This window comes from Massilia scottii, from assembly GCF_030846495.1.
GTDB classification, from domain to species: domain Bacteria; phylum Pseudomonadota; class Gammaproteobacteria; order Burkholderiales; family Burkholderiaceae_D; genus Telluria_A; species Telluria_A violaceinigra.
The window spans coordinates 42,534-60,356 of sequence record NZ_JAVCWM010000036.1 but is presented as its reverse complement, the minus strand read 5'-3'; the positions used below and the strand labels follow the sequence as shown (position 1 = coordinate 60,356).

14 protein-coding genes and 2 pseudogenes are annotated in these 17,823 nt (G+C 60.7%); 7 read left to right on the top strand and 9 right to left on the bottom strand.

Annotated elements, in window-relative coordinates:
- From RBA41_RS30550 to RBA41_RS30530, 5 genes and pseudogenes are all read right to left on the bottom strand, one after another.
- Positions 1-122: pseudogene (locus RBA41_RS30550) on the bottom strand (DNA adenine methylase); the annotation flags it as partial.
- A gap of 163 nt (positions 123-285) precedes the next feature.
- Positions 286-705, bottom strand: coding sequence for an Imm44 family immunity protein (locus RBA41_RS30545; RefSeq protein ID WP_306628127.1), 420 nt, complete (start codon positions 703-705; stop codon positions 286-288).
- 29 nt (positions 706-734) lie between these two features.
- A pseudogene (locus RBA41_RS30540) lies at positions 735-872 on the bottom strand (DNA adenine methylase); the annotation flags it as partial.
- A 162-nt stretch (positions 873-1,034) separates the two neighbouring features.
- On the bottom strand, positions 1,035-1,454 hold the full coding sequence (locus tag RBA41_RS30535) for an Imm44 family immunity protein (protein ID WP_306628126.1): 420 nt from the start codon (positions 1,452-1,454) through the stop codon (positions 1,035-1,037).
- Between the two features lie 8 nt (positions 1,455-1,462).
- A complete protein-coding gene (locus RBA41_RS30530; protein ID WP_306628125.1) occupies positions 1,463-5,839 on the bottom strand; it encodes an RHS repeat-associated core domain-containing protein in 4,377 nt (1,458 codons plus the stop codon).
- Between the two features lie 446 nt (positions 5,840-6,285).
- Between RBA41_RS30530 and RBA41_RS30525 the strand changes: the two genes are divergently transcribed.
- The gene (locus tag RBA41_RS30525) at positions 6,286-7,578 is read left to right on the top strand and encodes an IS701 family transposase (RefSeq protein ID WP_306628124.1); all 1,293 of its coding nucleotides are present in this window, start codon (positions 6,286-6,288) and stop codon (positions 7,576-7,578) included.
- 210 nt (positions 7,579-7,788) lie between these two features.
- On the opposite strand, the gene RBA41_RS30520 is transcribed toward RBA41_RS30525, so the two are convergent.
- The gene (locus RBA41_RS30520; RefSeq protein ID WP_306628123.1) at positions 7,789-8,778 is read right to left on the bottom strand and encodes a GlxA family transcriptional regulator; all 990 of its coding nucleotides are present in this window, start codon (positions 8,776-8,778) and stop codon (positions 7,789-7,791) included.
- A gap of 91 nt (positions 8,779-8,869) precedes the next feature.
- On the opposite strand from RBA41_RS30520, the gene RBA41_RS30515 reads away from it, so the two are divergent.
- On the top strand, positions 8,870-9,532 hold the full coding sequence (locus RBA41_RS30515) for a DJ-1/PfpI family protein (RefSeq protein ID WP_306628122.1): 663 nt from the start codon (positions 8,870-8,872) through the stop codon (positions 9,530-9,532).
- Positions 9,533-9,610: 78 nt separating this feature from the next.
- On the opposite strand, the gene RBA41_RS30510 is transcribed toward RBA41_RS30515, so the two are convergent.
- Complete coding sequence (locus RBA41_RS30510; RefSeq protein WP_306628121.1) at positions 9,611-9,961, bottom strand: DUF1294 domain-containing protein; 351 nt, start codon at positions 9,959-9,961, stop codon at positions 9,611-9,613.
- A gap of 212 nt (positions 9,962-10,173) precedes the next feature.
- On the opposite strand from RBA41_RS30510, the gene RBA41_RS30505 reads away from it, so the two are divergent.
- Together RBA41_RS30505 and RBA41_RS30500 are read left to right on the top strand one after the other, a co-directional pair.
- Positions 10,174-10,692, top strand: coding sequence for a hypothetical protein (locus RBA41_RS30505; protein ID WP_306628120.1), 519 nt, complete (start codon positions 10,174-10,176; stop codon positions 10,690-10,692).
- A gap of 45 nt (positions 10,693-10,737) precedes the next feature.
- Positions 10,738-11,154: a DUF3597 domain-containing protein gene (locus RBA41_RS30500; RefSeq protein ID WP_306628119.1), complete on the top strand. Its 417-nt coding sequence runs from the start codon at positions 10,738-10,740 to the stop codon at positions 11,152-11,154.
- A 144-nt stretch (positions 11,155-11,298) separates the two neighbouring features.
- Here RBA41_RS30500 and RBA41_RS30495 read toward each other — a convergent pair whose 3' ends face one another.
- Positions 11,299-11,946 (bottom strand): DUF642 domain-containing protein, encoded by a 648-nt coding sequence (locus tag RBA41_RS30495; protein WP_306628118.1) that lies wholly within the window; start codon positions 11,944-11,946, stop codon positions 11,299-11,301.
- 228 nt (positions 11,947-12,174) lie between these two features.
- On the opposite strand from RBA41_RS30495, the gene RBA41_RS30490 reads away from it, so the two are divergent.
- A complete protein-coding gene (locus tag RBA41_RS30490) occupies positions 12,175-14,460 on the top strand; it encodes an SDR family oxidoreductase (protein ID WP_306628117.1) in 2,286 nt (761 codons plus the stop codon).
- A 5-nt stretch (positions 14,461-14,465) separates the two neighbouring features.
- On the opposite strand, the gene RBA41_RS30485 is transcribed toward RBA41_RS30490, so the two are convergent.
- Positions 14,466-14,948, bottom strand: a complete 483-nt coding sequence (locus RBA41_RS30485) for a T6SS effector amidase Tae4 family protein (RefSeq protein ID WP_306628116.1) — start codon at positions 14,946-14,948, stop codon at positions 14,466-14,468.
- 353 nt (positions 14,949-15,301) lie between these two features.
- Here RBA41_RS30485 and RBA41_RS30480 point away from each other — a divergent pair, with 353 nt between their 5' ends.
- Together RBA41_RS30480 and RBA41_RS30475 are read left to right on the top strand one after the other, a co-directional pair.
- A complete protein-coding gene (locus tag RBA41_RS30480; protein ID WP_306628115.1) occupies positions 15,302-17,059 on the top strand; it encodes a cation:proton antiporter domain-containing protein in 1,758 nt (585 codons plus the stop codon).
- Positions 17,060-17,081: 22 nt separating this feature from the next.
- Positions 17,082-17,822 carry a substrate-binding periplasmic protein gene (locus tag RBA41_RS30475; RefSeq protein ID WP_306628114.1) on the top strand — a complete coding sequence of 247 codons (741 nt, stop codon included), beginning with the start codon at positions 17,082-17,084 and terminating at the stop codon, positions 17,820-17,822.
- Position 17,823: the final 1 nt, after the last annotated feature.

Below are 17,823 nucleotides of genomic sequence, written 5' to 3'. Positions count from 1 at the left end.
AGTACAGCGCGGCGCCACCAGCAAACACCTCAACGTAACACTTGTATGGGGGGAAACTGTGGAATAAGGAAGTCGGCGAGACGACGCTTTCCGCCAATCCACGGGATGAGAGGGGTTGCCATAGATATACCTAGAAATATTGAATGTGGTTAGAAATACTGTATATTCATACAGTATCTCACGCGGCATATCCTAGCTTCAAATATCACCGGCGCTACAGCAAAATCTGCTGTAGCGCCGGCAATTATTGGGGAAGGCAGTTACTGTCACCGCCTGCGACCCCAATCAAGCGGCCTGCGCGGGTGTTCGCGGAATCTCTGCGAGCAGACCAGAATAATACCGATTGAAGTCTGAAAGGAAGCGTTCGGTGTCAAAGTCGGCGAATTTGTACTTTCTGACAACTCGCGGCACGTCCTCTAACAGGGCGTCCAACACTCTTGCCTTCTTGTTCTCTGCCGTTAGGAGAACAAACTCGGTATAAACAAGCATGATGTCCATGTACAACCGTTTTTCCTCCTTTGACTGACGAATTCGCGGTTTGACATCAACTATATGCTTGCTACAAACCAGAATGACCGCGAGCGAGCCAAGCCCCTCCCCGTAGTCCTTTGCAAACGCTTCCTCCTGCTCCGGTTGGTTAAGCCAGAGGAGCACATCTGGCAGACCAGAGTCGTGGTCGCAATCGCCGGTTATTGTGCAGTCCATAAGACCTCCTAATGGTTGGTTTTGTTGTCGGCCGGAGGCCGCATAAAGTACAGCGCGGCGCCACCAGCAAACACCTCGACGTAACACTTTTGTGGGGGAAACTGTGGAATAAGGAAGTCGGCGAGACGACGTTTCCCGCCGATCCACGGGATGATAGGGGTTGCCATAGATATACCTAGAGATATTGAATGTGGTTGGAAATACTGTGCATTCATACAGTATCCCACACGGCATATCCTAGCTTCAAATATCACCGGCGCTACAGCAAAATCTGCTGTAGCGCCGGCAATTATGGGGAAGGCGGTTACTGTCACCGCCTGCGACCCCAATCAGGCGGCCTGCGCGGGTGTTCGCGGAAGCTCTGCGAGCAGACCAGAATAGTACCGGTTGAAGTCTGAAAGGAAGAGTTCGGTGTTAAAGTCGGCGAATTTGTACTTTCTGACAATCGGGGGTACGTCCTCCAACAAGCGCTTCATGACTCTTTCCTTTTTTTCCTCCGCCGTTAGGCGGACAAAATCGTCATAGTCCAGCATGATGTCCATGTACAGATACTTCGTCTTTTTGGCAAAACGAATCCGCGGTTTGAGACCATCTAAAAGCTTGGCACAGATCACATCGATCACAAGCTTCTCAAGTCCCTCGCCGTAATCCTTCGCAAACGCTTCCCACTGCTCTGGACGGGAAAGCCAGTACAGCACGTTTGACAGACCGGAGTCGTGGTCAGATTCGCCCACAATGTTGCATTTCATAAGGCCTCCTAGTGATTAGTTTTGTTTCCAGGGGGACGATGACCATGGATCGCTGTGTAGTTCAGTATCTTCATGTTCTCAAGTTTATACGCTTGTGCCCTGGTGCCGCCGACAAATTCCCTATCCAAGTACAACCCTAGCCCGATATTGTCAAGGTCTGGCTGTCTATACCGTGTGAGAAAATCGTCGGCAATTCCAATTTTCCATATGTCCCCTTTCTTACAGTACATCACGCCTACTGGATCAGCGTGTCTGTACTGCATGACAGGGTACCACCCATCGTGCAACGCTCTTAACGCGTATTGTCCGCCTACCTTAGCTGCACCTGCTGCCCCCTTCGTCGCGGCCCCCATCGGCCCAGGCACGTCGGCCCCTGTCGTGATCGCAACGGCAACCGTGCTGGCAGCCAAGAAGCCCACTTGATGCTCTGCCACGAAAAGGAAGGCCGGAATGAGAAAAGCTGGGAGTAGTCCTTGTGGATCGGAATTTCTCAGCGGATCTCCACCTACGTAGCCGTATGGGTTCGCGCCTCCGGCTAATCCAATCGGATCGCTTTGGATGTAGCGGCCCAAGGTGGCATCGTAATAGCGATGCCAGTTGTACCAGAGCCCGGACTCTGCATCGTAATACTGACCAGGAAATCCAACATTCATTCCCCCGATGGAATCGGTTACAACTCGGCGGTCAAACGCTGCATTCGCCGCGCGCCAGACTGGCGCGCCGTCGCCGTTCGTCAGCACTTCGGGACGTCCAATCTGGTCGTTATGGCTCGCGTAGAATTGGCCGCCGCGCACAATGCCAAAGATCTGGCCGTTGAGGTAGACATACTGCGTGTTTGTTCCGCCGATTTCTGCAATGAGTTCGCCAGCGGGTCCGTAAATCGACCTTGTGCCGACATTGTTGGTGATCTTCAAGGCTCGCTGGTTGAGCCCATTTACGCGGTAATCCCCGACTTGTGCCCCATTGACCCATACCCCGTTCATGCGGTTAAAGTTGTCGTAGGTGTACTTGCGATTCCCATCATGGCGATGCTCAATCGTGGCGTTACCTACCGCGTCGTACTCGTACCGGCGTGATTGACCGCCGCCAGTCCAGTGCTGAAGGCGGTTGGTGCCAGGGTAGAGACTGTAGTTGAACTCACCCTGCGCTTCCCGGCTGTGCTTGACTCTATTGCCGACGTCATCCCATCCGAAATACTGGTGATCGCCGTTGCGGTTGACGCTCGAAAGCCGGCCATGCTCGTCGTAGCCGTAGTCGGTCGTCAACTCGGGACGAACCGCGTCGGAGACTTTGGAGATCGTTCCACGGGGACTGTAGTCGAAGTTCTGAGAATGCACACCAGGCGTCTGGAGCTGATCGAGGCGCATATCCACGTCAAACGTGCTCATGCGCGATTGCCCATTGCCAAAGCGCCAGGCGTACATTGACTCGTTGGCGGGCTGATACAGGAACCCACTGGCTATAGTGGCCCACTTGCCGCTGAGGTTACTCCGCATTTTTGTCAGGCGACCGGTACCGTCATACTCATAGTCAACGTTAAGACCGCTGGGCCATTCCATGCCACTCAGCCGGCCGCCGGCGTTATATGCCCATCTTGTTGTGAACTTCGTACCGTAGATATCGTTATCTTGGCGAATCGGCTTGCCGGCAGCGTCATACGTCCAATTTGTGCGTCCCGTCGCATCGGTCATGCTCGTCAAGAGGCCCTTGCCCAAGTGGCCCTCATCGTAGTTGAAGGTTTCAGTGGTATCGCCGCTGTGACGTGTCTTCTGACGGCCAAGATCGTCCCATGTGTACGTAATAACCTTGCCATTGGCCTGTGTTTCATGCGTCAGCCGTCCAAGGTCGTCGTATGCATCGTACGTAGTGGTACCTCGATCAGGACTATCGATGCGAAGCACGTCGCCGAAGTTGTTGTAGGCGAAGGTGGTCCTTACGCCGCGAGGATCAGTAAAGGCTTCCAGCCGACCCGACCAGTCGTATTCGAGACGCGTGATTGATCCATCCGCCGTTGTTTGTTTGATCAATCGGTTTCGTGCGTCATATTCGTAGAAAGTACCCTTGCCGTCGCCAGTATAGAATTCGACAATATTGCCGTTTCCATCGTAGCGAATATCTTCCCGTTCGCCCTTGTTGTTCACCATCTGGTAAGGCCGCCCCAAGGAATCGAGCTTGGTTACCTTGCTGAACTCACCGCCGGCGGCAGCATTAGGACCGTTTGGACCAGCTGACGGCACTTGCCGGGGTGAAGCGTCGCGCACGGAATTGCTGCCTGCGTCATACTTGACGGTTGAAAACTGATTCTGCGCATCCCCTGCTGCTTCCAAATCGCCATCAGGTGAATATCGATACTTGATCACGCTGCCGTCGGGAAAGGTAATGGTCGTCGGCTGGCGCGCGGCGTTATAAGTAGCTTGAGTAATGAGATTGCCCGGCGCAGTAATTTTTCCAAGCGTGCCGTTAGGGTGGTACGAGTAACTGGTGACAAGCCCATTTATGTCGGTCATCGTGCCTGGCATACCGAGTCCGGTGTAGCCGCCAAAAGACTTCACGTGACCCAATGGGTTGACGGTCGAACTTACCCGACCGAAGGCATCGTAGTTGACTGTTGACCGGATTTCCCTACCGGCGAGGAAAGCAGTTGTGACCATGGTCGCCAGCGTGCCGTTCGGGTGAAACGCGTATGCATATCTGGTAAGCCGTCCCCTGCCAGATTTCAGGTCGGTGATCAGTGTTTCCGCTATACGTCCGCGTTCTCGACCACCCGAGTGGTAAGCATAGTTGACCTTGGCATAACTGTCGCCCCCGGCGCCTTTATAGACCGTTTCGCGCAGCTCGCCGTTATGCCACGTGTGCTCCGTTTTTGTCTCCTCCGCCGTGCGCGCTGCTTTGGTTTCGGTGGATAGATAGCCGTTTTCGTCGTAATGGTAAGTTGTTGGGGTACCGCGCCAATCGGTAGTAGTCGAAACGTAGCCATACGGGTCGTAGTCGGTAAATGCGCTGGAATGCGGGCACGTGGCCGTCGCTGTCCGGTCAATCTTATTGATCTTTAATTCGCCTGCCACATTGACGAAGCTGTATCGGGATTGCTGGCCTTGGGCATTGGTAACTACGGTCAGCTTGTCACTGTAGTCGAAAACATCACGGTGGCGATCGCCGGTGAGCCCGCTTATATGCACGCGCCGATCCGGCCAGTAGCTATAAGTGCTATAGCGGACACCGCCGATTGTGATACCAGTAAGTAGAGACGGGTCGCCAGCCTCGTAATGATAGTCGCGTACATCCGGATTGGGAGCGGGCGAAGTCACCTTGGTCAACATACCCTTGTCGTTGTATTGGTAGGTCCAAGTGTGATTATTGGTGTCCACAACACTTGAGACCAAGCCGTTCGCACCCCAATTAAATTTGACGCTTTGTCCGGGAGCGTTTTGAATCGACGCAAGTTTAGCGGGGACGCGATTGGAGGTGGGATAGTATGTGTATTGTCGTAAGTTCAGGCCGCCCTGGTCTGCAATGCTGTCGATTTGGCCTTGCGGCGTGAATGCGAAAGTTTTCCTATTTTTGCGAATGACTACGGATTGTTCCGGGAAATAGCTTAGCTCGTCCTCGGCGGAAATATCCCTGCCTTCTGCGTAATAATATACTTCCGGGCGCCTGGGAGTAGCATTAGGTCGCTTGGGGGGGACGGCTGGCTGAGTAGCTCGCGCGTTGGGCGGTAGCGGTTTTGGGGTACGCACTTCGTCCCCGCCAACTGGCGGGCCCGACCTTATGTACTTATACACGACCGCCGTGCCGTTTTCGTCGATGTGAGTAATCGTCTTGGGAATAAGATGCCAATCAGCTTGCGGCGCGAAGAAGTCGCCGTACTCAAGCCGGTGGGGGTCCAGGCTGGAAAGCCAGCGCTTGCCAAAGAGAGCGCCCTCTCCGTGCATACTTCGGTATGTGCGAGATAACGATAGTGCGTAGAGTCCCTGAGCAGTAAAGTCCTCTTCGGTTTTGTGCTTTTCGCCGGTTGCGATGAGAACAGGATTTTCCGTGGATTTACAACCTAAACCCTCCGACTCCCTGTTCTTATTGCCAGGTGATGGGCGAGAGGCTTTTAGCGGCGCTCCGCCATCGCCCGACCCGATTGTTGAGCTGAATGAAACCGCCGTTGAAAAACCGAAGACGAAAGGCTCCGGCTTGGGTTGCTGTTCGTCCTCCAGAAATTTATCCCGGACATAAACTGCCGGCTCACCGTTGGGTCCTACTTCTGCGCCCACGACGGAGTTAACCATTAACTGATTGTCGAATGCGGCGTTTTCTTCCTTTTGGTCCATGGCTCCCGCCATTGCTTGTGCGAACACAAGGAATTGGAGGAAAAGAACACGTGTAAATTTTTTCACGATTTGTCCCGAGTTAGATTAGAAAATAACCACGGGGGCGCCCTAGCCCAGCTCCAAATGATGGGACTGATTACAAGGTAAGCAAACTCAACAATAAATGCGAGAAGCAACGTTGTCATCGTTTGGAGGATCACATGGTTCCATCGCGCGGCAATCATGCGGTATACGTTGCGACGGTGTATTGACGTATGTTCACTTGTGAAGTTCCATCAATCGGTGAAAAAATCTAGTTTTACAGGAAATAGGGAGAAAGTATTGCCTATCTGAAAAGGTCGCAGTTAAGGACCGGCGGGAAAATGGCCCATTCGCAGTTTCCTATGGAACCATAGCTCTACATTCTAGAAAGTTAGTAACAGAGCCGGGCGGCCATTCAGCATTAGTCTTACTGTGTCATAAAAATTAATTCTTGTGTATACTTAAACCTTCCATGATGGTGGGAGGCGAAGATGAGCGATTTGGCGGAACTGGACGAGTACCTCGAACATCTCTGCGCTGCACTGGGCCATGCTGACCGTAGAGTCAGCTTGCGAGACTATTGCCAAGGGTTGATGCTGCCGATTGCACGCAAGAGCATCGAGCCTTTGGCTGCGCATACGGACCCAATGCACGTGTGTGCCAAGCACCAGTCGCTACATCATTTCGTCGCCAAATCTACGTGGTCCGATTCCGCAATTCTGGAATCGGTCCGGAACTGGGTGCAGCCCGCGCTGGCCTGCGAGACCGGACACTATTGGATAGTTGATGACACTGGCTTTCCCAAGAAGGGCAAGCACTCCGTTGGTGTGGCGCGTCAGTATTGCGGCCAGCTTGGCAAGCAAGACAATTGTCAGGTAGCAGTGAGCGTATCGCTTGCCACCGAATTGGGAAGTATTCCCATCGCATACCAACTTTACCTTCCCAAGGACTGGGCCAGTGATGCGGAGCGTCGCCGCAAGGCGGGCGTGCCTGAAGATCAGGCATTTGCAACCAAACCAGAGATAGCGCTGGAACAATTGCGTGCCGCTATCGTGGCAAAGGTGCCGCCCGGTGTTGTGTTGGCGGATGCCGGTTATGGTGATGAAACGGCCTTTCGTGACGGTATTACAGAAATGGGCTTGCTCTATGCCGTCGGCATCCGCCCCGGAACGACGGTATGGCCGCTGGGCGTGTCACCGCTGCCGCCGATACCGCAAAAAGGCCGGGGACGCCCATCAAGCCTGCTGCGTCGCGGACCGGGCCACGAACCTGCGTCGGTCAAGGAAGTAGCGATGGGACTACCAACAGATCCGTATCAGCAGGTGAACTGGCGGGAGGGGAGTAATTCGACCTTGTCGTCGCGATTCGCCGCACTGCGCGTGCGGCCGGCCCATCGCGATATCTGGCGCAGCGCGCAGCGCGCAGAGGAGTGGTTATTGATCGAATGGCCCGAAGGTGACGCCGAGCCGTTGAAATACTTTCTCTCAACAGCACCAAGCGGTGCCACGCTTGAGCAGATCGTGTTCGTGACGAAAATGCGCTGGCGAATCGAGCGCGACTATCAAGACCTGAAGCAGGAATTCGGCCTCGGACACTATGAGGGCCGAGGCTGGCAAGGCTTTCACCACCACGCCACGTTGTGCATCGCCGTTTATGGATTCTTAATCAGTCAACGCCTCAACGATCGAGGCGCAAAAAAAAACTCCGCTCAACCAAAAATCGCTCCCTTACCCGATAATTACCTCGCTCGCGGCAGCCGGGCGAACGCAGCGCCACGTGCCTGATTCGATAACGTCGCTCCGCGCAGCAATCACACGTGCAATCATGATGCGATTTCAGCGTTGCCCATGTTGCAATGCGGTTGGACGAAATTTGTGACACAGTAAGACTAGACGATGGATTCCACCATTTGCCATGCGTGGATTCGCCTGACCGCGTTTAGCTTGCCCGGCGTCTGGTCCAAGGATGCAATCACGCGGGCCGCTTTTTCACGTCTACCTGGCTGATATTCTAAACCTGCGCCGGTACTCGGCTGGCGACTGCCCGACATTGCGCTTGAACAGGGCGCCGAAGGTGGCCACGTCCGCATACCCCACGCGCTCTGTCACCTGCGCCACGCTCAGCGCGGTCGATTCGAGCAGCACCTTGGCCTTGCCGACGCGCGCCTGCTGCAAATACGCCAGCGGCGTTTGTCCCGTCTCTTCCTTCACCCTCCTGAGCAAGGTGCGGTCGCTGACATGGAACGCCGCCGCGACCCGCCTAAGATTGTACGGCTCGGCCAACCGTTGACCGAGCCAGGCATGCACGCTGGCAGCGAACGCGCCATCCGGCCGCGCCAGCATGCGCGTATCGATGAACGGCGCCTGGCTGGTCCGCCGCTCGTCCAGCAAGCCCATGCGCGCCACCGCCCGCTGCACCTTGGCGCTCGCGCCCTGCCTGACCAGATGCATCGCCAGGTCGAAGGCGGCACTGAACGAGCCGGTGGTGGCCACCCCGCCATCTTCGACCAGCATGGCCGCCGGATCGACCATGGCCGCGGGAAAACGCCGCGCGAGGTCGGGCGCGAACAGCCACGAGGTGGTGGCACGGCGCCCGTCCAGCAAGCCGGCATCGCCCAGCAGGAATGCGCCGACACACACGGCGGCCACCGGCGTGCCCTGGGCGAACGCCTTGGCCAGATACGCGACCTCGGGCGCGAGCGCGCTCATCGGCGCTGTGCAGGCATGACGGTCGGACAGTGCCATGCCCGGCACAACCAGCAAATCCGGCCGCGCGCCCGGTTTGCGCGTGCCAATCGGAATGCCGCCAGCCGCCGTCACATTGCCCCCGCCGAGACTGGTGACGGTTACCTCGAACAAGGGCGGGCCGGCGCCGTCGATCGCCACGGCGACCCGATTTGCCAGCAGCAAGGTATCGCACAGGCCGAACACTTCCATGCCCATGCAGCCGGAGTACGCCAGGATGGCGATGCGTTTCGTCTTCATATGGCGAGTATGCCATTAAAAAGGGCGATATCGCCTCTTCACCGGCGCCGTGGGCACGCCGACAATGGCGCATCACTTCAGAGAGAAAATCATGCGATTGTCGATTGTGTTGTTCGATGGCTTTACCGCGCTGGATGTCGTAGGCGGCTATGAAGTGCTGGCGAATATTCCCGGCATGGAGGTCGAGTTCGTCTCCGGCCGCGTGGGACTGGTCGCCAGCGATACCGGCCGCCTCGGCATGGCCGCCTACAGGACCTTCGATCAACTCGACACGACCGATATCCTGTACGTGCCGGGCGGCCCCGGCGTCGCTGGCGCGCTCGGCAACGCCGCGCTGATGGCGTGCGTGCGCCGTCTGCATGCGACAACGGCGTGGACGGTCAGCATCTGCAACGGGGCCGAAATCCTGGGCGCCGCCGGTCTGCTCAAGGGCAAGAAAGTCACGACCAACTGGTTCGCGCGCGAGCGCGTCGCCGCTTACGGCGCGCTGGTCGGCACCGAACGCTATCAGCGCGATGGCAAGCTGATCACCGGCGCGGGCGTGTCGGCCAGTATCGATGCCGGCCTGTTCCTCGCATCACTGCTGGGCGGCGAGACACTGGCCCGCACCATTCAGCTCGGCATCGAATACTACCCTGCTCCCCCATTCGGCAGCGGCACGCCGGACGCGCAGCCGCAGGCCGCCAAAGACCTGATTCGCCACGTCGAGCAGCATGGTACGCAACGCTTGGCGGCGCGCGTCATCCCGTTCTGAAGCCGCGTCAGGCGGACGACGCGACTTCGCACGCCGGCGGGCCTGCACCGGAGCCTGATCGACACCATGCTGCGCTGGTTATGGCGTGCGCAGGAACGACAGCGGCGAACTGAGATACACGAAGGCAGCGAGATTGCAGGCCACGGTGACCCAGAAGGCAAGTTGAAACGACCCCTTCGACGACTTGTGCCGCAGCCACTGCTGCGCCAGCACGGCGCCCGGCCAGCCGCAGCCCAGGCCGAGCAACAGCAAGGTGCGTTCGGGCGTGCGGTAGCCGCCGGCGCGCGCCGCCGCCTTGTCAATAGCGTAGAGAGCAAAGCAGGCGCAGCTTGCCGCCAGGTACAACACACCCACCGCCAGCGGCATATCCCAGGCGAGCACGGCGCCCGCGAACACGGCGGCAAACATCAGAATCGACAGGTAAGGCATCAGGATGGCCGTCAGTAAAAGCCGCCAGCTTAGAGCGCGCCGGATTGCCGCGCAACCATTTCCAGTGAATCGAGGAATATTGCTCGATTGGCAGCTTAAAGCGCATCACGGTGCGCTGCCGTACAGATGGCGCGCCCGCAGCAGCCTAAGCTCCGGCATCGGCCTCGCGCAAACCAGCGCAGCGATGCTTTTCCAATCCAAGTGGAGGGTGTATGGCTTTCGATTTAGGCAATCTACTACAGCAATACCTGGGTGGCGCAGCCAACAGCAACGGCGCGCGCGCATTCGAGGACTTCGACCAGGTGGCGCAGAACGCGCCGCGTGGCACGGTGGCCCAGGGCGTGTCGGAAGCATTGCGATCCGACCAGACCCCGCCATTCCCGCAGATGATCGGCCAGCTGTTCGGCCATAGCGACGCCAACCAGCGTGCCGGCATGCTCAACCAGCTGATCAGCAACGTGGGCCCCGGCCTGCTCAGCTCGATCGCGGGCGGCACTCTCGGCAACCTGTTCCGCGGCGGAGATACGCCGGCCGCGATTACGCCTGAACAGGCTGCCCAGCTCACGCCGGAGCAAGTCCAGCAAATCGCGGAAGACGCCGAACGCAACAATCCGGGCATCGTCGACCGCATGGGCGACTTTTACGCCGAGCACCCGACCCTGGTCAAGACCATCGGCGGGGCGGCGCTGGCCATCGTGCTCGGCCGCGTGGCTGAAGGCATGCGCCACTAAGCAATTTTCGTATTCAACCATTCACCAACAACCAAAAGGTCACTCATGGGCATTCTCACCAATATCTTCCGCAAAATCTTCCCTTCGTCGCACCCAGCCGTGCAGCCGACCTCGCCTGCGGCCGCGCCACCGGCATCGATGCAGTCGACCGGCGCAGCGCCGGGCGCGCCAACCCAGGCATCGGCCCCGCCGCCGGCAGCGCCGATGGAGCAGGTTGACGTCGAAGCCATCCTCAGCGGCATGCCGCAAAGCCAGACCCTGAACTGGCGCACCTCGATCGTCGACCTGCTCAAGCTGCTGAACCTGGACAGCAGCCTGCAGTCGCGCAAGGAACTGGCGAACGAGCTCGATTACACGGGCGACACCAGCGATTCGGCGTCGATGAATATCTGGCTGCACCGCCAGGTCATGAACAAGCTGGCGGCCAACGGCGGCAAAGTGCCGGCCGACCTGAAGGACTGATCCGCGCCGGCGGGACCGCGGTCGCGCCGCCAGACGAAAAAAAACGCCGCCGGGCAATTAACCCGGTGGCGTTTTTTTCATTGGCGTCCATCATACAGCACCAACAACGACAACGCCGATGCAGGACCGGCGCAGCGAGGGAACTCAGGCTTTTTTGTTGCGGCGAACGGTAGCGCCGACGACTGCCAGGCCCAGCAGGAACAGGGCGTAGGTTTCCGGCTCCGGAACCGGGGTCACGTCGACCGACACGGCATCGAGGTAGGAACCGTAGGTTGGCGACGACGTCGGGCCGACCGATTCAAAACGCAGCTTGGTCAGCGGGCTGGTGGCGACCAGGTCGGTGATGCTGAACAGGCTCCACTGGCCGCTGGTGCCGCCCATCAGCAGCGAATCGTTCAGCTTGGTGTCGCCCCAGTACACATTCATCGCGCTGTTGGCGTGACCGGCGGTGTCCGGACGGCCCGAGTACGCGAACGAGACCGAGTAGGTGCCGGCAACCGAGGTGTCGATCATCTGCCATACCGAGCTCAGGCCGGTGCTGTTCAGTTCCAGGTACTGGCGGCCACTGGCTGCGTACGGATTGAAACCGGCGGCGCCGCCCTGCTTGGCGCCCTTTTGAATTTCAAAAATGCCGTTGCTGGAATTCCAGCCGGTCACGGCATTGAAATGCTGCCACGAACTTGCGGTTTTGTTGACTTCAAAGCTGCCGTTGACCACGAGGTCGGCGCGTGCTGCGCCACTGGCGAACAGGGCGGCGGCAAACAAGCCGCTCAGGAGTACTGATGATTTCATTTAAATCCTAATAGTGATTACTAAAACGAAAGTATTGTTACGTAATTGATAGCGGATCATATCATTGATCCATATCATCTTTGTACTCAGCTAACAAAAATTTCCTCTTTGCTAGCAATTTCTCGTTGTTTTTTGCCATCGACTTGCGCAAACCGAAAGACAAACTGAACTTTTCGGCGCTGCCCGGTATCTAATTTCTAAAATTGCTTAAATATTACGAGTGAACTTATGCCATCAATCGACAGCGACGCAGCACACCAGCCGCTTGCCCTGTGGGGCGGGCTCGAATGTACGGTCAATCGCGTGGGAGACAATTACTTCAGCCAGATAGAAAGAAATGGCCATCACGGCCGCGCCGACGATGTCGCACGCTTCAGTTCCCTGGGAATCAGCACCATCCGCTACCCGCTGCTGTGGGAGCGCGTGGCACCGGGCGGCCTGGCCAGCGCCGACTGGTCCTGGGCCGACGAACGCCTGAGCGCCTTGCGCGAAGCCGGCATCAGTCCCATTGCCGGGCTGGTACACCACGGCAGCGGCCCGCGCGACACCTGCCTGACCGACCCCGCTTTCGCCACGCGGCTGGCGGAATACGCCGGCGCCGTGGCCGCGCGCTACCCCTGGATCGACGCCTACACGCCCGTCAACGAGCCGCTGACCACCGCGCGCTTCAGCGGCTTGTACGGCCTCTGGTATCCGCATGGGCGCGACGACCGCACCTTCCTGCAGGCGCTGCTGATCCAGTGCCGCGCAACCGTGCTGGCCATGCGCGCCATCCGGCGCGTCAATCCGCGCGCGCGCCTGGTCCAGACGGACGACCTTGGCAAAACCTACGGCACGCCCGACATGGCCCGCTGCGCCGCGTTCTACAACGAACGGCGCTGGCTGGCCTGGGACTTACTTTGCGGCAAAGTCGGGCCGGAGCATCCGCTGTGGGGCTACATGACGGGCCACGGGGCCCAGCCGGCCGAACTGCTCTGGTTCCGCGACAATCCCTGTCCGCCCGACCTCATCGGCGTCAATTACTACGTGACCAGCGAACGCTGGCTCGACCACCGGGCCGAGCGCTACCCGGCGCACTTTCGCGGCCATGCCAACGGCGTGCCCTGCGCCGATATCGAAACCGCGCGCGCCCTGGCCACGCCCACGCCCGGCATCGGGCCGTTGCTGCAAGAAATCTGGGACCGCTACCGCATCCCGCTGGCGGTCACCGAAGCGCATATCGACGCCAACCGCGAAGACCAGTTGCGCTGGCTGCTCGAAGTGTGGGAAGCGGGGCAGCAAGCCCGGCGCAACGGCATCGACCTGCGCGCCGTCACTGTCTGGGCGCTGCTCGGCTCGTTCGACTGGAACAGCCTGGTCACGCAATGCCGCGGCTACTACGAGCCGGGTCCGTTCGACGTGCGCTCGCCGCTTCCGCGCCCCACCGCGCTGGCGGCCATGATGCGCGAACTGGGCAGCGGCCGCGCGCCCTCGCACCCCGTGCTGCGCGGCCAGGGCTGGTGGCGCCGCGCCGGGCGCTGCCTGTGCCCGCCAATCTCCACGCCCGAAGCGCTCACTTCCATCACGGCCGACGGCCACAGCCTGGTCGGCACGGCCTCGGCGCCCATCCTGATCACCGGCGCCACCGGCACGCTGGGGCGCGCCTTCGCCCGCATCTGCGAGCACCGCAACCTGGCCTATCGCCTGCTCAGCCGCCAGGACATGGACATTGCCGACCCTGTTTCGGTGGAGCAAGCCATGCAGCGCTACCAGCCCTGGGCCGTCATCAACGCCAGCGGCTACGTGCGGGTGGACGAGGCCGAAAACGATGTGGAACGCTGCTTTCGCGAAAACGTCGCCGGTCCAGCGGTCCTGGCCGCCGCCTGCGCGCGCCACCAGGTGCACCTGACCACCTTCTCCAGCGACCTGGTATTCGACGGGAGGCGGCAGTGTCCCTATGTGGAAAGCGACCCCGTGGCCCCGATCAACATCTACGGCAAAAGCAAGGCGGCCGCCGAGCTCACCGTGCTCGACCGGCACCCGGGTGCGCTGGTGGTGCGCACCAGTTCCTTCTTCGGCCCCTGGGACAGCTACAACTTCGTCACCCAGGCGCTGGCCAGCCTCGAAAGCGGCGCGCCGTTCGCCGCCGCCAGCGACATCACGGTCACGCCAACCTACGTGCCCGACCTGGTCAACACCTGCCTCGATCTTGCCATCGACAAGGAACGCGGGGTATGGCACCTGACCAACGGCCATCCGCTTACCTGGGTGGAACTGGCGAGCATGGCGGCGGGACAGGCCGGGGTGGACGCCAGCCGGCTCGAAGCACAATCGAGCGCCGACTGCCGCTACATCGCCGCGCGCCCGGCCTACAGCGCGCTGCACACCGAGCGCGGCATCCTGCTGCCGGGCCTGGACAATGCGATCGGACGCTTTTTGCAGATGCGCGGCGAGAGCGTGGAGCTGGAACAGGCGATCCATTGCACCGACACGCGCCAGCAAGCCAACGCCGGGAGGCGCCAGCAAGCCAGCTGACCATCTTAAATGAGCGGCCAGAACCACACTTCGCCCGCTTGCCAGTAGCACTGGCTTCCGCAGGCCGGGCCGTCGGCCGTGTGCGGGTCGGGGAAGACGATATCGATATGTCCTTCGTCGGGCCCGCTGCCATCCTGGATGCGCCAGAACGACACGATGCCGCTGCGCCTGCCGATGGCCTGGCGCGCCTGCCCGCCGCGGTGAACTTCCGGCAGGCCGAGCAGATTGCGGCGTTGCAACAGGATCGACAGGCGGGCGTGGCCGGGCTCGATGAGGCTGCCCTTGTGCTCCCCTTTGAGGATGGCCAGCCGGCCGGGAATGCGCATGCCGGAGCGCACCAGGGCCAGGCTGACCCGGGTGGCGCAGGTATTCTGATAGGCAGTCACGCCGACCAGGGCATCCCAGCCGATCGCCTTGTACAGGGCAGTGCGGTCGACGCTCGCGCGGGTGGGATAGTTCTCGCGCACGCTGAAAAACGAGGGCTTCATGCTGGAACTCCGATGAGGCGGCAGGTCAGTCATATTGCCCCACGGATACAGCATGCCGTTTGCGCCGCCGCAAGCGAAGCGCATCGCCAGCCAGACCCTCACGGTCTCAATGCCGCTCAGCTCGCTGTTTCAATCCGCCCCAACCCCGCCAGCCTTATCAGCCCCGCCAGCCCCGCTAGCGTCGTCAGCCCCGCCAGCCCCCAGCCCCGTCGCACCCGCGCAGGCGGGTGCCCAGGTTTCCAGCTCAGTCATTAACATCAAACATACTGTCCAGCAGCACCACCAGTCCCCGCCACCCCACCCCACTGTTATAGAATGGCAAGAGCGATCAACAACCCGACAGGCCCCACCCCGTGCAAGAGCAACACGCCTTCCCCTTCCTGAGGGAAATCCTCCTGTTCCTCTCGCTTGCGGGCATCCTGATTCCGACCCTGCAGCGCCTGCGCATCAACCAGGTGCTCGGTTTCCTGGCCGTGGGCGCCCTGCTCGGCCCGTTCGGCCTGGGCCTGTTCGCGGACACCCATCCGTGGCTGGCCTATCTCACCTTCCCGCGCGCCGAAGGCGTGGTCGCGCTGGCCGAACTGGGCGTCATGTTCCTGATGTTCATGATCGGACTGGAACTGTCGGCCGCCCGCCTGTGGGCGCTGCGGCGCTGGGTGTTCGGCGCCGGCACGGCCCAGGTCTGCATCAGCGCGGCCCTCCTCGGCGCCGTCATCTACCTGCTGGGCTACCGCGCGGAAAGCGCCGTCATCCTCGGCATCGTGCTCTCGCTCTCGTCCACCGCCGTGGTCATCCAGCTGATGAACGAACAGCACAGCACCGACACCCCGCTCGGCCAGGCCGGTTTTTCCATCCTCATGCTGCAGGACCTGGCGGTGGTGCCGCTGCTGATCCTGATCGGCGTCATGGCCAAGGGCGAAAGCGACGGCATCGTCTCGCTGGTGGCCATCACCATGGTCAAGGCGGCGGCCGCCATCGCGCTGATCTACCTGGTCGGCGGGCGCCTCGTCCATCCCCTGTTTCGCATCTTCACGCGCCACCGCCAGCCCGACGTGTTCATGGCGCTGGTGCTGCTCACGACCCTGGGCATCGCCGGCCTGAGCGCGGCGGCGGGCCTGTCGATGGCGCTCGGCGCCCTGATCGCCGGCCTGCTGCTGGCCGAAACCGAATTCAAGCATGAGGTCGAACTCATGGTCGAGCCCTTCAAGGGCTTGCTGATGGGCTTGTTCTTCATGACGGTCGGCATGGGCATGGACGCGCGCCAGATCATCGACGCGCCGCTGTGGCTGGCCGGCGCCGTATTGGGGCTGATCGCCATCAAGGCCTTCGTCATCGCCGTGCTGTTCCGCATCGGTGGGCTCAGCTGGGGGCGCGCGGTCGAAGGCGGCCTGCTGCTCGGCCAGGGCGGCGAATTCGCCTTCATCGTGATCGGCTACGCCACCGCCAGCAAACTGGTCGACGCCGACCTCGGCGCGCGCGTGATGCTGGCCGTGGGCCTGTCCCTGTTCATCACACCCATGCTGGCGCGCCTGGGGCGCGAGATCGGCACGCGCTGGGAGCCGCGCGACGACGGCCAGACCGCCACGCCCGACCAGGCCGCGCTGAGCGCCGCGCGCGGCCACATCATCATCGCCGGCTTCGGGCGCGTGGGCCAGCAACTGGCCAAGCTGCTCACGGCCGAAGGCATCGCCTACATCGCCTTCGAGAACGACGCGCGCCTGGCCACCAAAATGCATGGCGAAGGCTTGCCGGTCTACTTCGGCAATGCCGCGCGCGCCGAGCTGCTGCGCCACGTGAATGCGGGCGAGGCGCCGGCGATCGTGCTGACGATGGACCATCCCGCGTCGGCCCTGCACGCGGTGCGCGGCATCCGGCGCGAATTTCCCCACGTGCCGCTGCTGGTGCGCTCGCGCGACGAACAGCATGCGCGCGCCCTGAAACGCGCCGGCGCCACCATCGTGGTGCCCGAAACGCTGGAGGCCAGCCTGCAGCTGTCCGCCTTCGTGCTCGAAACGCTCGGCATGGACGAAGAACGGGTCGACCGCATCGTCGACAGTGAACGCGACCTGTTCCTGGCAACGCTCGACGCCGAAATCCGTACTCATCAATGAAACGGGATGCGATAATCACTTCATGAAAAACCTGGTCCTGCGCCTGTCGGTCCTGTGCGCGCTGCTGGCAGCACAACCCGCCGCTGCCGAAGTGGTCACCGTCTACACCAGCGCCAATTTCGCGCCGCTGATGCTCGGTGACGGGCGCGGCATGTACCCGGACCTGATCGGCTACCTGAACCAGCGCAAGCTGGGCAAGCTCACTTTCAAGCTGCAGTTCATGCCGCGCAAGCGCCTCCAGGTCAAGCTCGAAGACGGCAGCATCGACGGCATGGTCATCGGCATGATGCCCGAATGGTTCGACGACGTGGAGCAGAAAAAGTATCTGTGGTCGGCGCCGTTCGCCTCCGACCGTTACGCGCTGGTGTCGCTGGCGGTAAAACCGGTCAGCCCGGACGCACCGGCGGGCCTGGTCGGCGCCTCGGTCGGCGTCACCCTCGGCTACGTCTATCCCGGTATCGACGCCTGGCTGGCCAGCGCGCGCATGCTGCGCAGCGAAGGCCCGAGCGACGAGAAAAACCTGGAAAAGGTGCTGCTGGGGCGCCTCGATTGCGTGATCGTGGCCGAATCGATGGCGCGCTACTTCATGCGCGCGCACGGCATGGCGTCCAAACTGCATCTGGCCACCCTGGCCAGCCCGCCCACCGAGCGGCGCATGCTGGCGCCGCACAGCCACGCCGCCGCCTTCCGCAAAATCGCGCCGGTGCTCAAAAAACTCAAGGACGATCCGGCCTGGCAGCGCATCGTCGCCACCTACCAGTAAA